The sequence below is a fragment of the Sphaerisporangium aureirubrum genome, from assembly GCF_042658925.1.
GTDB lineage: Bacteria > Actinomycetota > Actinomycetes > Streptosporangiales > Streptosporangiaceae > Sphaerisporangium > Sphaerisporangium aureirubrum.
In genome coordinates this window covers 1-14,965 of sequence record NZ_JBHSRF010000095.1, presented here as the reverse complement: position 1 = coordinate 14,965, position 14,965 = coordinate 1, and the positions used below count along the sequence as shown (strand labels likewise).

Below are 14,965 nucleotides of genomic sequence, written 5' to 3'. Positions count from 1 at the left end.
ATCTACAACACCTCCGGCGCGAGCGAGATGATGCGCATGAACTTCTTCTCGCGCAGCTCGCGACCCACCGGACCGAAGATACGCGTGCCCCGAGGGTCACCGCTGTCCTTGATGATGACCGCGGCGTTCTCGTCGAAGCGGATGTAGGAGCCGTCGGGGCGGCGGCGCTCCTTGGAGGTGCGCACCACGACAGCCTTGACCACATCACCCTTCTTGACACCCGCGGCGGGAAGGGCGTCCTTCACCGTCGCGACGATGATGTCGCCGATACCCGCGTAGCGCCGACCCGAGCCGCCGAGCACCCGGATGCACAAGATTTCCTTTGCACCCGTGTTGTCGGCGACCTTGAGCCGCGACTCCTGCTGGATCACGTCAACTCCCGTGTGTCACGCCGGTTCTCATTTCCTGAGCCTGGCGGAACTAGATTCGGTCTAATGCACCCCGGCGCCGGCCCTGCCTGCGTCGGGGGGGACGCCCGGGCGGAACCCTTTCGGGCCCCGCCGGACGACTTACTTGGCCCGCTCGAGGATCTCCACGACCCGCCACCGCTTGGTGGCGGACAGCGGCCGGGTCTCCATCAGGAGCACACGGTCGCCGACGCCGCAGGTGTTGGCCTCGTCGTGAGCCTTGTACTTGGTCGTACGGCGGATGACCTTGCCGTACAGCGGGTGCTTGACGCGGTCCTCGACGGCGACGACGACGGTCTTGTCCATCTTGTCGCTGACCACCAGACCCTCACGGGTCTTGCGGTAGTTCCGCGCCTTCTTGCTGGTCTCGGTGGTCTCAGCCATCGCTCGTCTCCTTCTCGACCGTGACGATGCCGAGCTCGCGCTCCCGCATCACGGTGTAGATACGGGCGATCTCGCGCCGGACGGCCCGGAGCCGCCCGTGGCTTTCCAACTGACCGGTCGCCGCCTGGAAGCGGAGGTTGAACAGCTCCTCCTTGGCTTCCTTCAGCTTCTGGACCAGCTCGTCCTGGTCCGAAGTCCGCAGCTCACCGGCGGTCAGGCCCTTGGCCATCACGCCTCACCCACTTCACGCTTCACTGGCCGGTTGTCATTCATGGCGCGCGACATCAGGCCTCACCGACCTCGCGCTTGACGAACCGGCACTTCATCGGGAGTTTGTGCATCGCGCGCCGGAGGGCCTCACGGGCCACCGGCTCGGACACACCGGACAGCTCGAACATCACGCGGCCGGGCTTGACGTTCGCGATCCACCACTCCGGCGAGCCCTTACCGGAACCCATGCGGGTCTCGGCGGGCTTCTTGGTCAGCGGACGGTCCGGGTAGATGTTGATCCACACCTTGCCGCCACGCCGGATGTGCCGGGTCATGGCGATACGCGCGGCCTCGATCTGGCGGTTGGTCACGTAGTGGTGCTCAAGCGCCTGGATGCCGAACTCACCGAACACGACCCTGGTGCCGCCCTTGGCGGCGCCGCTACGGTCGGGCCGGTGCTGCTTGCGGTGCTTGACCCTGCGCGGGATCAGCATGGTCAGCTCCCCTCAGCACCCGGCTGCTCCGCCGGGCCGGTCTCGGGCGCCCCTGCGGGGGCGGTGGATTCGGTGCGCGGGCCACGGCCGCCGCCACGGGGGCCGCCGCCGTCACGGCCGCGACCGCCGCCGCCGCCACCGGCGCCACGACCACCGCGCTGCGGACGGTCGGTGCGGTCCCGGCGCTGGCCGGCACGCGCGCCCGCGGCCTGAGCCTCACGCTCGGCGCGGCTGGTCGGGGCCTCGCCCTTGTAGATCCAGACCTTCACGCCGATGCGGCCGAAGGTGGTGCGGGCCTCGTAGAAGCCGTAGTCGATGTCCGCGCGGAGGGTGTGCAGAGGCACGCGACCCTCGCGGTAGAACTCCGACCGCGACATCTCCGCGCCGCCGAGGCGGCCGGAGCACTGGACACGGATGCCCTTGGCGCCGCTCTTCATCGCCGACTGCATGGCCTTGCGCATCGCCCGCCGGAAAGAGACCCGGCTGGACAGCTGCTCGGCCACGCCCTGGGCGACGAGCTGAGCGTCCACCTCGGGGTTCTTGACCTCGAGGATGTTCAGCTGGACCTGCTTCTTGGTCAGCTTCTCGAGGTCGCCACGGATACGGTCCGCCTCGGCGCCGCGGCGGCCGATGACGATGCCCGGCCGGGCGGTGTGAATGTCGACCTGGACTCGGTCGGTGGTGCGCTCGATCTCGACCTTGGAGATGCCGGCCCGCTCCATGCCCTTCTGCAGCATGCGGCGGATCGCCACGTCCTCGGCGACGTATGCCTTGTACAGCTTGTCGGCGTACCACCGGCTCTTGAAGTCGGTCGTGATGCCGAGCCGGAACCCGTGCGGGTTAACCTTCTGGCCCACTAGCGGGTCCTTCCCTTCGGCCTGCCCTGGCCCTCGGGCCGGGATTCGACGATCACAGTGATGTGGCTCGTCCGCTTGTTGATCCGATAGGCACGGCCCTGCGCGCGGGGACGGAACCGCTTCAGCGTCGGTCCTTCGTCGACCCACGCCCGGCTCACGACCAGCGTCTCGCGATCGAGTTTGTAGTTGTGCTCGGCGTTCGCCACCGCGCTCGACAGCACCTTGTAGATCGGCTCGCTCGCCGCCTGCGGGGCGAACTGCAGCACGGCCTGCGCCTCCGAAGCGGGCAGCCCGCGAATCAGGTCCACCACACGGCGGGCCTTCTGGGGCGTGACACGGACGAACCGCGCCTGAGCCCTGGCTTCCATCGCTTTCTCCTCGTTTCCTGAAGGCGCTTTACCGCCGGCTACGCCGGTCTTCCTTGACGTGGCTGCGGAAGGTCCGCGTCGGCGCGAACTCACCCAGCTTGTGGCCGATCATCGACTCGGTGACGAACACCGGGACGTGCTTGCGACCGTCGTGGACGGCGATCGTGTGGCCGAGCATGTCCGGCACGATCATGGAGCGCCGCGACCACGTCTTGATGACGTTCTTGGTGCCCTTCTCGTTCTGCGTGTCCACCTTCTTCATCAGGTGGTCGTCAACGAAGGGACCCTTTTTAAGGCTACGTGGCATTTACGCTGCTCCTACCGCTTCTTCTTGCTCCGCCGACGGATGATCAGCCGGTCGCTGGCCTTGTTGGCACGGCGGGTGCGGCCCTCGGGCTTGCCCTTGGGGTTCACCGGGTGGCGACCACCAGAGGTCTTGCCCTCACCGCCACCGTGCGGGTGGTCGACCGGGTTCATCGCGACGCCGCGGACGGTCGGGCGCTTGCCCTTCCAGCGGTTACGGCCGGCCTTACCGATGTTGATGTTGGCCTGCTCGGCGTTGCCCACCTGGCCGACCGAGGCGCGGCAGCGCACGTCGACCTGGCGCATCTCACCCGAAGGCATGCGCAGCGTGGCGAGCTGACCTTCCTTGGCCAGCAGCTGGATCTGCGCGCCGGCCGAACGGCCGAGCTTGGCGCCGCCGCCCGGCTTCAGCTCCACGGCGTGGATGAAGGTACCGGTCGGAATGTTGCGCAGCGGCAGGCAGTTGCCCGGCTTGATGTCGGCCGCGGGGCCGTTCTCGATGCGGTCACCCTGCTTGATGCCGGTGGGGGCGAGAATGTAGCGCTTCTCGCCGTCCGCGTAGTGCAGGAGCGCGATGCGCGACGTGCGGTTCGGGTCGTACTCGATGTGCGCGACCTTGGCCGGAACGCCGTCCTTGTCGTGCCGCCGGAAGTCGATGATCCGGTACGCACGCTTGTGCCCACCACCCTGGTGACGCGCGGTCACCCGGCCGTGGACGTTACGACCGCCCTTGCTGTGCAGGGGTGCAAGCAGCGACTTCTCCGGCGTGCTGCGCGTGATCTCGGCGAAGTCCGAGACGCTCGCGCCGCGACGACCCGGAGTCGTCGGCTTGTATTTACGGATGCCCATCTTTTTCGTTCATCCCTTGTCGGTGTAGCGAATGCGGTGCGGAGGTGTTCAGCCGACCGGGCCGAAGATGTCGATCCGGTCGCCCTCGGCGAGGCTGACGATGGCCCTCTTGGTGCTGGGCCGCTGTCCGTAGCCGAACCGGGTCCGCTTGCGCTTGCCCTGGCGGTTGATCGTGTTCACGCCGGTCACCTTGACGCCGAAGATCTGCTCGATGGCGATCTTCACCTGCGTCTTGTTGGCCGTCTTGCGCACCAGGAACGTGTACTTGTTGTTCTCGTCGATCAGGCCGTAGCTCTTCTCGGAGACGACCGGCTTGATGATGATGTCCCGCGGGTCGGGGATCTTCTCCATCAGGCTTCTTCCTTCCCGCTCTCACTCAGCCGGGCCACGACCTGGTCGTACGCCTCGCGAGTGAACACGAGGTCTTCGTGGCAGAGCACGTCGTATGTGTTGAGCTGGCCCGACGTCAGGAGGTGGACCTCCGGGGCGTTGCGCAGGCTCATCCACGACAGCTCGTCCGCCTCGCCGATGACGACGAGGACGCTGCGAGCCTGGGTGATGGTGCGCAGGGCCTGGATCGCCGCCCGGGTCTTCGGGGTGTCCCCGTCGACCAGACTGCTGACGACGTGCACGCGGCCGCCGTTCGCCCTGTCGCTGAGAGCCCCGCGCAGCGCGGCGGCCTTCATCTTCTTCGGGGTCCGCTGGGAGTAGTCCCGCGGCTGCGGGCCGTGGACGACGCCGCCGCCGGTGAACTGCGGGGCGCGGGTCGAGCCCTGACGGGCGCGGCCGGTGCCCTTCTGGCGGTACGGCTTCTTGCCGCCGCCGCGGACCTCGCCACGGGTCTTGGTCTTGTGCGTGCCCTGCCGGCGAGCGGCGAGCTGCGCGACCACGACCTGGTGGATCAGCGGAATGTTGACCTTGGCGCCGAAGATGGCCTCCGGCAGCTCGACCGTCCCGGCCTTCGCGCCGGCAGGGTCGAGGACGTCGATGGTGCTGCTCACTTGTCGGCCCCCTTCTTGGCGGCGGTGCGGATGAGGACGAGGCTGCCGTTGGCGCCGGGGAGCGCACCCTTGATCAGGATGATCCCCTTCTCGGCGTCCACGGCGTGGACCTTGAGGTTCTGGACGGTGGTCCGGACGTTGCCCATCCGGCCGGCCATGCGCACGCCCTTGAAGACGCGACCCGGGGTGGCGCAGCCACCGATGGAGCCGGGCGAACGGTGCTTGCGCTGGGTGCCGTGCGAGGCGCTGAGGCCCTTGAAGCCGTGACGCTTCATGACACCCGCGAAGCCCTTGCCCTTGCTCTTCCCGGTGACGTCCACGAACTGCCCGGCCTCGAACGCGTCGGCCAGGACCTCCTGGCCGAGCTCGTACGCCGAGGCGTCGGGAGTGCGGATCTCGGTGAAGTAGCGGCGCGGGGTGATGTTGTGCTTACGCAGGTAGTCACCCAGCGGCTTGTTCACCTTGCGCGGATCCACCTGCCCGTAGCCGAGCTGGACGGCCGAGTAGCCATCCCTGTCCTCAGTGCGGACGCGGGTCACCACGCACGGACCGGCCTCGACGACGGTGACCGGAACCATCCGGTTGCCCTCGTCGAAGACCTGGGTCATGCCGAGCTTCTTGCCCAGGACGCCCTTGATCTGCTTAGCCATGTCAGTGCGTTCCCTCAGAGCTTGATCGAGATGTCGACGCCGGCCGGGAGGTCGAGCCGCATGAGCGAGTCGACGGTCTTCGGCGTCGGATCGATGATGTCAATCAGCCGCTTGTGCGTGCGCATTTCGAAGTGCTCGCGACTGTCCTTGTATTTGTGCGGCGAGCGGATGACGCAGTACACGTTCTTCTCGGTCGGCAACGGCACCGGGCCCGCGACCTTCGCGCCAGTCCGCGTCACCGTCTCGACGATCTTCTTGGCCGAGACGTCGATGACCTCGTGGTCATAGGCCTTAAGCCGGATGCGGATCTTCTGTCCCGCCATAGTGGCCTCGGTGTCCTTCGCTGTCGTCCTACAAGTTTCGTGCGGCCTGTGCCGCTTGGCGTGTCCCACCTGTGCGGTGTTCCCGGCCCGTGGTCCTCCGTGATCTTGCACCCGTCTCGGTCGCGTGGATCGAGTCGGCTGCGAGATCACGGCCCTGTCCAGGGCCGGAGCCGGCAGTGGGCTCCGGAGCCGGCGTGCCGGCCCCCTCGTGGTGCGGCGGCCGGTGTCCGGTTTCCCGGATTCCGGCCGCCGACCGCGGTCGAACTACTACTTGATGATCTTCGTGACCCGGCCCGCACCGACGGTGCGGCCACCCTCGCGGATGGCGAACTTGAGTCCGTCCTCCATCGCGATGGGCTGGATCAGCTGGACGGTCATCTCGGTGTTGTCACCGGGCATGACCATCTCGGTGCCCTCGGGGAGGGTCACGACGCCCGTCACGTCCGTGGTGCGGAAGTAGAACTGCGGGCGGTAGTTGTTGAAGAACGGCGTGTGGCGGCCGCCCTCGTCCTTGGACAGGATGTAGACCTGCGCCTCGAACTCGGTGTGCGGGGTGGTCGTGCCCGGCTTGATGATGCACTGGCCGCGCTCGACGTCCTCGCGCTTGATGCCGCGCAGGAGCAGGCCGACGTTGTCACCGGCCCGGCCCTCGTCAAGGAGCTTGCGGAACATCTCGACACCGGTGACGGTGGTCGTGGTGCTCTTCTCCTTGATGCCGATGATGTCGACGGTCTCGTTGACCTTGACGATGCCGCGCTCGATACGGCCGGTCACGACGGTGCCGCGGCCGGTGATCGAGAAGACGTCCTCGATCGGCATCAGGAACGGCTTCTCGGTGTCACGAACGGGCTCGGGGACGTTGTCGTCCACGGCGTTCATGAGCTCGATGATGGAGTCGCCCCACTTCTCGTCGCCCTCCAGCGCCTTCAGCGCCGAAACGCGCACGACCGGCAGGTCGTCGCCCGGGAACTCCTGAGCGGACAGGAGCTCGCGGACCTCGAGCTCGACGAGCTCCAAGATCTCCTCGTCGTCCACCATGTCGGCCTTGTTCAGGGCGACCACGATGTAGGGCACACCGACCTGGCGGGCCAGGAGCACGTGCTCCTTGGTCTGCGGCATCGGACCGTCGGTGGCGGCGACCACGAGGATCGCACCGTCCATCTGCGCCGCGCCCGTGATCATGTTCTTCACGTAGTCGGCGTGACCGGGGCAGTCCACGTGAGCGTAGTGACGCTTCTCGGTCTGGTACTCGACGTGGGCGATGGAGATGGTGATACCGCGGGCCTTCTCCTCGGGCGCCTTGTCGATCTTGTCGAACGGAGTCGCCTCATTGAGGTGAGGGAAACGGTCGTGAAGCACCTTGGTGATCGCCGCGGTCAGAGTGGTCTTGCCGTGGTCGATGTGCCCAATGGTGCCGATGTTCACGTGCGGCTTGGTCCGCTCGAACTTGGCCTTGGCCACTGCTCTGTCTCCTTAGAGATTCTGACTTGACTTGCTAGTCGTCGGACTGCGGGGGAGGTTATTCGCCCCGAGCCTTCGCGACGATCTCCTTGGCGATGCCCGGGGGCACCTCCGAGTAGGAGTCGAACTGCATGCTGTAGACCGCCCGGCCCTGGGTCCTGCTGCGCAGGTCGCCCACGTACCCGAACATCTCTGACAGCGGAACCAGGGCGCGGATGACCTTCGCCCCGGTCCGGTCTTCCATCGCCTGGATCTGCCCGCGGCGGCCGTTGAGGTCGCCGATGACGTCACCCATGTAGTCCTCGGGCGTGGTGACCTCGACGGCCATCATCGGCTCCAGGATTACGGCGTCCGCACGGCGCGCGGCCTCCTTGAAGGCCATCGAACCGGCGATCTTGAAAGCCATTTCGGACGAGTCGACCTCGTGGTAGGCACCGTCCTTGAGGGTGACCTTGACACCCACCATCGGGTAGCCGGCCAGCACGCCGAACTCGGCGGCCTCCTGCGCGCCCGCGTCCACCGACGGGATGTACTCCCGGGGGATGCGGCCACCGGTGACCTTGTTCTGGAACTCGTACCCGTCGTTGCCCTCGCCGAGCGGCTCCAGGTCGATGATCACGCGCGCGAACTGGCCGGAACCACCGGTCTGCTTCTTGTGCGTGTACTCGACCTTCTCCACCTTGCGGCGGATGGTCTCGCGGTAGGCGACCTGCGGGCGGCCGACGTTGGCCTCGACCTTGAACTCGCGGCGCATGCGGTCCACCAGGATCTCCAGGTGGAGCTCGCCCATGCCCCAGATGACGGTCTGCCCGGTCTCCTCGTCCCTGCGGACCTGGAAGGAGGGGTCCTCCTCGGCCAGGCGCTGGATCGCGGTGCTGAGCTTCTCCTGGTCACCCTTGGTCTTGGGCTCGATGGCCACGTTGATGACCGGCGCCGGGAAGTTCATCGACTCCAGCACGACCGGGTGGGCCGGGTCGCTGAGGGTGTCACCGGTGGTGGTGTCCTTCAGGCCCATGACCGCCACGATCGATCCGGCCACCGCCGACGGGCGCTCTTCGCGCTTGTTGGCGTGCATCTGGTAGATCTTGCCGATCCGCTCCTTCTTGCCCTTGACCGAGTTCACCACGCTGGTGCCGGTCTCGAGCTTTCCGGAGTAGATGCGGATGTAGGTGAGCTTGCCCAGGTGCTGGTCGCTCATGATCTTGAAGGCCAGCGCGGAGAACGGCTCGTCGGTGTCGGCGTGACGCTCGATGACGTTGTCCTCGTCGCCGACCGCGTGTCCCTTGAAGGCGGGGATGTCGGTCGGGGCGGGGAGGTAGGCGACGATCGCGTCGAGCAGGGGCTGCACGCCCTTGTTCTTGAACGCGGTGCCACACAGGACCGGGGTCAGCGCGCTCGCGATGGTGGCCCGGCGGATGGCGTCGACCAGCTGGCTCTCGGTGGGCTCGACGCCCTCCAGGAACAGCTCCATGAGCTCGTCGTCGTGCTCCGAGACGGTCTCGATGAGCTTGTCGCGCCACTCGCGGGCGACCTCGGCGTGGTCGGACGGGATGTCGACGACGTCGTACATCTCGCCCTTGGCCGCCTCGGCGCTCCAGATCAGGCCCTTCATCTGGACCAGGTCGATGACGCCCTTGAAGTCGGACTCGACGCCCCACGGAAGCTGGATGACCAGCGGGGTCGCGCCGAGGCGCGACACCATCATGTCGACACAGCGGTGGAACTCGGCCCCGACGCGGTCCATCTTGTTGACGAAGCAGATGCGCGGCACACCGTAACGGTCCGCCTGGCGCCACACCGTCTCGGACTGGGGCTCGACGCCGGCCACGGCGTCGAACACCGCCACAGCGCCGTCGAGGACCCGAAGCGAGCGCTCCACCTCGACGGTGAAGTCGACGTGGCCGGGCGTGTCGATGATGTTGATCGTGTGATCAAGCCAAGTGCAGGTGGTGGCGGCGGAGGTGATGGTGATGCCGCGCTCCTGCTCCTGCTCCATCCAGTCCATGGTGGCTGCGCCCTCGTGGACTTCACCGATCTTGTAGTTGATACCGGTGTAGAACAGGATCCGCTCGGTCGTCGTGGTCTTGCCCGCGTCGATATGGGCCATGATCCCGATGTTGCGGATCCTGGCCAGGTCAAGAGCGGTCGATGTGGCCACTTCTCTCGCGTCCTCGTCGTCTCGTCGTCGCCGCTGGGGTTACCAGCGGTAGTGGGCGAAGGCCTTGTTGGACTCGGCCATCTTGTGGGTGTCCTCGCGCCGCTTCACGCTGGCGCCAAGGCCGTTGCTCGCGTCGAGCAGCTCGTTCATCAGCCGCTCGGTCATCGTCTTCTCGCGGCGGGCGCGGGAGTACTGCACCAGCCAGCGAAGCGCCAGGGTGGTGCTGCGCGCGGCACGCACCTCGACCGGCACCTGGTAGGTGGCACCGCCGACGCGGCGGCTGCGCACCTCGAGAGTGGGCTTCACGTTGTCCAGGGCGCGCTTCAGGGTGACGACCGGGTCGTTGCCCGACTTGTCGCGGCACCCCTCCAGGGCGTTGTACACGACGGTCTGCGCGAGCGAGCGCTTGCCGTTCAGGAGGACCTTGTTGATGAGCGCGGTGACCAGCGGTGAGCTGTAAACCGGGTCCGCGACAAGCTGGCGACGCCCAGCGGGGCCTTTGCGCGGCATGTCAGCTCTTCTCCTTCTTCGCGCCGTAGCGGCTACGGGCCTGCTTGCGGTTGCGGACACCCTGGGTGTCCAGCGAACCGCGGATGATCTTGTAACGAACGCCCGGCAGGTCCTTCACACGGCCGCCGCGCACCAGCACGATGGAGTGCTCCTGAAGGTTGTGGCCGACACCCGGGATGTAGGCCGTGACCTCGATGCTGTTGGTCAGCCGGACTCGGGCCACCTTGCGGAGCGCGGAGTTCGGCTTCTTCGGAGTCGTGGTGTAAACGCGGGTGCAGACGCCGCGCCGCTGGGGGCTCCCCTTGAGTGCCGGCGTCTTGGTCTTACTGACCTTGTCCTGCCTGCCCTTGCGGACCAGCTGCTGAATCGTGGGCACCGCGTCTCCGTTCATGCTTCGCCGGTGAGTCGAAAGTCGTGCATTTCGCAGGTACTGCCGGTGTCATGACCTGCTGTTTTTCCGTCCGCTCCGACCCCCGCGCTCGGGCGTGTCGCGATCTAAGCCACGACTACCCGGCTAGGCCGGAGCTGGAAGAGTCACACGTCGCCCGGCCGACCTCGTCTGAGGCGCACGAAGCGCACGCATGTGAGCCCGTGAAGCCACGGGCACGAAGGGCAAGACTACCCACCCCATCGCAACACGTCAAAACGGTTGCGCCACCGGCCGCTCAGGCGAGCGGTACCGGTCGTGCCGTGTCCCCGGGGCCGGTTTCCCTCCGGCCGCCAAATCGGGCTCGTGTCAAGTTTACCGGCACCGCGAGAGTTCTCTCGACGGTTTTCGGTTGTTCCTCACGTACCCCCGGCCCGGCAGCCGACACGCGAAGGGGCGCCCGCCCCCCGTAGGGGGCCGGGCGCCCCGGCGACCGCCTGGCGTGGCCGGGCCCAGGGGCCCGGCCGCGTCGTCACCGCGTCAGCGGTTGTACTGGCCGAAGTCGTACTCCTCCAGCGGGACGGCCTCGCCGCTCCCGGTGCCGAAGGTGTAGTCGGTAGCGGAGCCGTCGTAGCCGCCGACGGTGTACATCGCCGCCTTGGCCTCCTCGGTCGGCTCCACCCGGACGTTGCGGTACTGCGACATACCGGTACCGGCCGGGATCAGCTTTCCGATGATGACGTTCTCCTTGAGGCCGAGCAGCGAGTCGGACTTGGCGTGGATCGCCGCGTCGGTGAGGACTCGCGTGGTCTCCTGGAAGGACGCCGCCGACAGCCACGACTCGGTGGCCAGCGACGCCTTGGTGATGCCCATCAGCACCGGACGGCCGGAGGCGGGCACGCCGCCCTCGGCGACGACCTCGCGGTTGACCATCTCGAAGCGCGGGCGCTCCACGAGCTCGCCGGGCAGCAGATCGGTGTCACCCGACTCGAGCACGTTCACGCGCTTGAGCATCTGCCGCACGATGATCTCGATGTGCTTGTCGTGGATCGACACACCCTGCGAGCGGTACACCTGCTGGACCTCGGCCACCAGGTGCAGCTGCACGGCCCGCGGGCCGAGAATGCGCAGCACCTCGTTGGGGTTGACCGCACCGGCGATGAGCTGCTGGCCCACCTTGACCCGCTGCCCCTCCGAGACCAGCAGCCGCGACCGCATGGACACGGGGTAGGCGATCTCTTCGGAGCCGTCGTCCGGCGTGATGACGATCTTGCGGGTCTTGTCGGTCTCGTCGATCCGCGCCCGGCCGTCCGCCTCGCTGATCGGGGCGACGCCCTTGGGGACGCGCGCCTCGAACAGCTCCTGGACACGGGGCAGACCGTGGGTGATGTCGGCGCCCGCCACACCACCGGTGTGGAAGGTCCGCATCGTCAGCTGGGTGCCGGGCTCGCCGATCGACTGGGCCGCGATGATGCCGACGGCCTCGCCGACGTCCACGAGCTTGCCGGTCGCCAGCGAGCGGCCGTAGCAGGTGGCGCACACGCCGATCTTGGCCTCGCACACCAGCGCGCTGCGGGTGCGGACCGTCTCGACGCCGGCCTCGACCAGCGCGGTGACGGTCGTGTCGCTGATGTCCACGCCCGCCGCCGCGACGACCTTGCCGTCGACCTCGACATCCTCGGCCAGGATGCGGCCGTGGACGTTGCTCTCGGCGTTCTCGGCCTTGGACAGGACACCGGAACCGTCCCGCTCGCCGACGTGCAGGGGAACGCCGCGGTCGGTGCCGCAGTCGATCTCCCGCACGATGACGTCCTGCGCGACGTCGACCAGGCGCCGGGTGAGGTAGCCCGAGTCGGCGGTGCGCAGCGCGGTGTCGGCGAGACCCTTCCGCTGGCCGTGGGTGGAGATGAAGTACTCCAGCACCGACAGGCCCTCGCGGAACGAGGACTTGATCGGCCGCGGGATCGTCTCACCCTTGGTGTTGGACACCAGGCCGCGGATGCCCGCGATCTGACGGACCTGCATCTTGTTGCCGCGGGCGCCGGAGTTGACCATCATCCAGACCGAGTTGGTCGCCGGGAAGGCGTTGACCATGTCGGTCTCGACGTCGGCCGTGGCGTGCGTCCAGATCTCGATGAGCTCCTGGCGGCGCTCCTCGTCGGTGATCAGGCCGCGCTCGTACTCGCGCTGCACCTTGTCGGCGCGGCGCTCGTACGACTCCATGATCGCCGCCTTGTTCGGCGGGGCCACCACGTCGTCGATCGAGATCGTGACACCCGAGCGGGTAGCCCAGTGGAAGCCGGCGTCCTTCAGCGCGTCCAGCGCCGCGGCCACCTCGACCTTGGGGTACTTCTCGGCCAGCTCGTTGACGATCGTCGAGAGCTGCTTCTTGCCGATCTGCGAGTTGACGAAGGGGTAGTTCTCCGGGAGCGTCTGGTTGAACAGGCACCGGCCGAGCGTGGTCTCCAGGCGGTAGGCCTCGCCGGCCTCCCAGCCCTCGGGTGCCGACCAGCCGCGCGGCGGCGGAGTGTCGGTGACCCGCACCTGCACCTTGGCCTGGATGTCCAGCTCGTGACGGTCGTAGGCCATCAGCGCCTCGGAGACCGAGGCGAAGACACGGCCCTCGCCCACGGCGTCGTCGCTCTGGGTGGTCAGCCAGTACAGGCCGATGATCATGTCCTGGGTGGGCATGGTCACGGGCTTGCCGTCGGCCGGCTTGAGGATGTTGTTGGTCGAGAGCATCAGGATGCGCGCCTCGGCCTGGGCCTCAGCCGACAGCGGCAGGTGCACCGCCATCTGGTCGCCGTCGAAGTCCGCGTTGAACGCGGTGCAGACGAGCGGGTGGATCTGGATCGCCTTGCCCTCGACCAGCTGCGGCTCGAAGGCCTGGATGCCGAGGCGGTGCAGGGTGGGCGCGCGGTTGAGCAGCACCGGGTGCTCGGTGATGACCTCTTCCAGCACGTCCCACACGACCGCGCGGGCACGCTCGACCATGCGCTTGGCCGACTTGATGTTCTGCGCGTGGTTCAGGTCGACCAGGCGCTTCATCACGAACGGCTTGAACAGCTCCAGCGCCATCTGCTTGGGCAGGCCGCACTGGTGGAGCTTGAGCTGCGGGCCGACCACGATGACCGAACGGCCGGAGTAGTCGACGCGCTTGCCCAGCAGGTTCTGCCGGAAGCGGCCCTGCTTGCCCTTCAGCATGTCGGACAGCGACTTCAGCGGACGGTTGCCGGGACCGGTGACCGGACGGCCGCGACGGCCGTTGTCGAACAGCGCGTCGACGGCCTCCTGGAGCATGCGCTTCTCGTTGTTCACGATGATCTCGGGGGCGCCGAGGTCGAGAAGCCGCTTCAGGCGGTTGTTCCGGTTGATGACCCGGCGGTACAGGTCGTTCAGGTCGGAGGTCGCGAAGCGGCCACCATCCAGCTGCACCATCGGGCGGAGGTCCGGCGGGATCACCGGGATGCAGTCGAGCACCATGCCGTTCGGCGAGTTGCGCGTGGTGAGGAACGCCGAAACGACCTTGAGGCGCTTGAGCGCGCGGGCCTTCTTCTGACCCTTGCCGCTGCGGATGGTCTCGCGCAGCGACTCGGCCTCGGCGGCCAGGTCGAAGTTGTTCAGCCGCTCCTGGATGGCCTGGGCGCCCATGCCACCGCGGAAGTAGCGGCCGAAGCGGTCGCGCATCTCGCGGTAGAGCAGCTCGTCGCCCTCGAGGTCCTGCACCTTGAGGTTCTTGAAGCGGCTCCAGACCTCTTCCAGGCGGTCCAGCTCGCGCTGGGCCCGGTCGCGAAGCTGACGCATCTCGCGGTCGGCGCCCTCACGAACCTTGCGGCGGGCGTCGCCCTTGGCGCCGGACGCCTCGAGCTCGGCCAGGTCGGACTCCAGCTTCTTCTGCCGGGTCTCGATGTCGGCGTCACGACGCTGCTCGATGTGCTGCCGCTCCACGGAGATCTTGGCCTCCAGGGACGGCAGGTCCCTCGCACGCATGTCGTTGTCGACGAACGTGATCATGTAGGCCGCGAAGTAGATGACCTTTTCGAGGTCCTTCGGGGCCAGGTCCAGCAGATACCCGAGGCGCGACGGGACGCCCTTGAAGTACCAGATGTGGGTGACCGGAGCGGCGAGCTCGATGTGGCCCATCCGCTCGCGGCGCACCTTGGCGCGCGTGACCTCTACGCCACAGCGCTCACAGATGATGCCCTTGAAGCGGACGCGCTTGTACTTGCCGCAGTAGCACTCCCAGTCCCGGGTGGGGCCGAAGATCTTCTCGCAGAAGAGCCCGTCCTTTTCCGGCTTGAGGGTGCGGTAGTTGATGGTCTCGGGCTTCTTGACCTCGCCGTGCGACCACTGGCGAATATCGTCGGCCGTGGCGAGGCCGATGCGGAGCTCGTCGAAGAAGTTGACGTCGAGCACTTGTTATCCCCTCGCTTGAAAATCAGACCTCTTCGACACTGCTCGGCTCACGCCGGGACAGGTCGATGCCGAGCTCCTCCGCCGCGCGGAAGACGTCCTCGTCGGTGTCACGCATCTCGATGGACATGCCGTCGCTGGAGAGGACCTCGACGTTGAGGCACAGCGACTGCATTTCCTTGATGAGGACCTTGAAGGACTCCGGGATGC

Annotated in this window: 18 protein-coding genes; all 18 read right to left on the bottom strand. The window is 67.3% G+C overall.

Annotation, left to right across the window (positions count from 1 at the left end):
* Window positions 1–2 precede the first annotated feature (2 nt).
* A complete protein-coding gene (gene rplN, locus ACFP1K_RS36130) occupies window positions 3–371 on the bottom strand; it encodes a 50S ribosomal protein L14 (protein ID WP_203982318.1) in 369 nt (122 codons plus the stop codon).
* 138 nt (window positions 372–509) lie between these two features.
* Window positions 510–791, bottom strand: coding sequence for a 30S ribosomal protein S17 (gene rpsQ, locus ACFP1K_RS36125; protein ID WP_380762027.1), 282 nt, complete (start codon window positions 789–791; stop codon window positions 510–512).
* Window positions 784–1,020, bottom strand: a complete 237-nt coding sequence (gene rpmC, locus ACFP1K_RS36120; RefSeq protein ID WP_380762025.1) for a 50S ribosomal protein L29 — start codon at window positions 1,018–1,020, stop codon at window positions 784–786. The genes rpsQ and rpmC overlap by 8 nt, the downstream gene beginning before the upstream one ends.
* Before the next feature lie 55 nt (window positions 1,021–1,075).
* Window positions 1,076–1,495: a 50S ribosomal protein L16 gene (rplP, locus tag ACFP1K_RS36115; RefSeq protein ID WP_184608221.1), complete on the bottom strand. Its 420-nt coding sequence runs from the start codon at window positions 1,493–1,495 to the stop codon at window positions 1,076–1,078.
* Between the two features lie 2 nt (window positions 1,496–1,497).
* Entirely contained in the window at window positions 1,498–2,352 is an 855-nt protein-coding gene (gene rpsC / locus ACFP1K_RS36110) for a 30S ribosomal protein S3 (RefSeq protein ID WP_380762023.1), read from the bottom strand.
* A complete protein-coding gene (rplV, locus tag ACFP1K_RS36105) occupies window positions 2,352–2,720 on the bottom strand; it encodes a 50S ribosomal protein L22 (protein WP_184978970.1) in 369 nt (122 codons plus the stop codon). Before rplV ends, rpsC begins: the two co-directional genes overlap by 1 nt.
* 28 nt (window positions 2,721–2,748) lie before the next feature.
* Window positions 2,749–3,027 (bottom strand): 30S ribosomal protein S19, encoded by a 279-nt coding sequence (gene rpsS, locus ACFP1K_RS36100; RefSeq protein WP_184608224.1) that lies wholly within the window; start codon window positions 3,025–3,027, stop codon window positions 2,749–2,751.
* A gap of 11 nt (window positions 3,028–3,038) precedes the next feature.
* Entirely contained in the window at window positions 3,039–3,872 is an 834-nt protein-coding gene (gene rplB, locus ACFP1K_RS36095; RefSeq protein ID WP_347632451.1) for a 50S ribosomal protein L2, read from the bottom strand.
* Window positions 3,873–3,920: 48 nt separating this feature from the next.
* Window positions 3,921–4,223, bottom strand: a complete 303-nt coding sequence (rplW, locus tag ACFP1K_RS36090) for a 50S ribosomal protein L23 (protein ID WP_380762020.1) — start codon at window positions 4,221–4,223, stop codon at window positions 3,921–3,923.
* The gene (rplD, locus tag ACFP1K_RS36085) at window positions 4,223–4,873 is read right to left on the bottom strand and encodes a 50S ribosomal protein L4 (RefSeq protein WP_380762018.1); all 651 of its coding nucleotides are present in this window, start codon (window positions 4,871–4,873) and stop codon (window positions 4,223–4,225) included. The genes rplW and rplD overlap by 1 nt, the downstream gene beginning before the upstream one ends.
* Window positions 4,870–5,523: a 50S ribosomal protein L3 gene (gene rplC, locus ACFP1K_RS36080; RefSeq protein ID WP_380762016.1), complete on the bottom strand. Its 654-nt coding sequence runs from the start codon at window positions 5,521–5,523 to the stop codon at window positions 4,870–4,872. The genes rplD and rplC overlap by 4 nt, the downstream gene beginning before the upstream one ends.
* A 14-nt stretch (window positions 5,524–5,537) precedes the next feature.
* Entirely contained in the window at window positions 5,538–5,846 is a 309-nt protein-coding gene (gene rpsJ / locus ACFP1K_RS36075) for a 30S ribosomal protein S10 (protein WP_030912931.1), read from the bottom strand.
* Between the two features lie 267 nt (window positions 5,847–6,113).
* The gene (gene tuf / locus ACFP1K_RS36070; protein WP_184888245.1) at window positions 6,114–7,307 is read right to left on the bottom strand and encodes an elongation factor Tu; all 1,194 of its coding nucleotides are present in this window, start codon (window positions 7,305–7,307) and stop codon (window positions 6,114–6,116) included.
* Between the two features lie 58 nt (window positions 7,308–7,365).
* The gene (gene fusA / locus ACFP1K_RS36065) at window positions 7,366–9,414 is read right to left on the bottom strand and encodes an elongation factor G (protein WP_380762062.1); all 2,049 of its coding nucleotides are present in this window, start codon (window positions 9,412–9,414) and stop codon (window positions 7,366–7,368) included.
* Window positions 9,415–9,504: 90 nt separating this feature from the next.
* Window positions 9,505–9,975, bottom strand: a complete 471-nt coding sequence (rpsG, locus tag ACFP1K_RS36060) for a 30S ribosomal protein S7 (protein ID WP_380762014.1) — start codon at window positions 9,973–9,975, stop codon at window positions 9,505–9,507.
* Window position 9,976: 1 nt separating this feature from the next.
* Entirely contained in the window at window positions 9,977–10,351 is a 375-nt protein-coding gene (gene rpsL / locus ACFP1K_RS36055; protein WP_184978963.1) for a 30S ribosomal protein S12, read from the bottom strand.
* Window positions 10,352–10,882: 531 nt separating this feature from the next.
* On the bottom strand, window positions 10,883–14,758 hold the full coding sequence (locus ACFP1K_RS36050) for a DNA-directed RNA polymerase subunit beta' (RefSeq protein ID WP_380762011.1): 3,876 nt from the start codon (window positions 14,756–14,758) through the stop codon (window positions 10,883–10,885).
* A gap of 22 nt (window positions 14,759–14,780) precedes the next feature.
* The coding region (locus ACFP1K_RS36045) for a hypothetical protein (protein WP_380762009.1) at window positions 14,781–14,965 on the bottom strand (185 nt) is incomplete at its 5' end.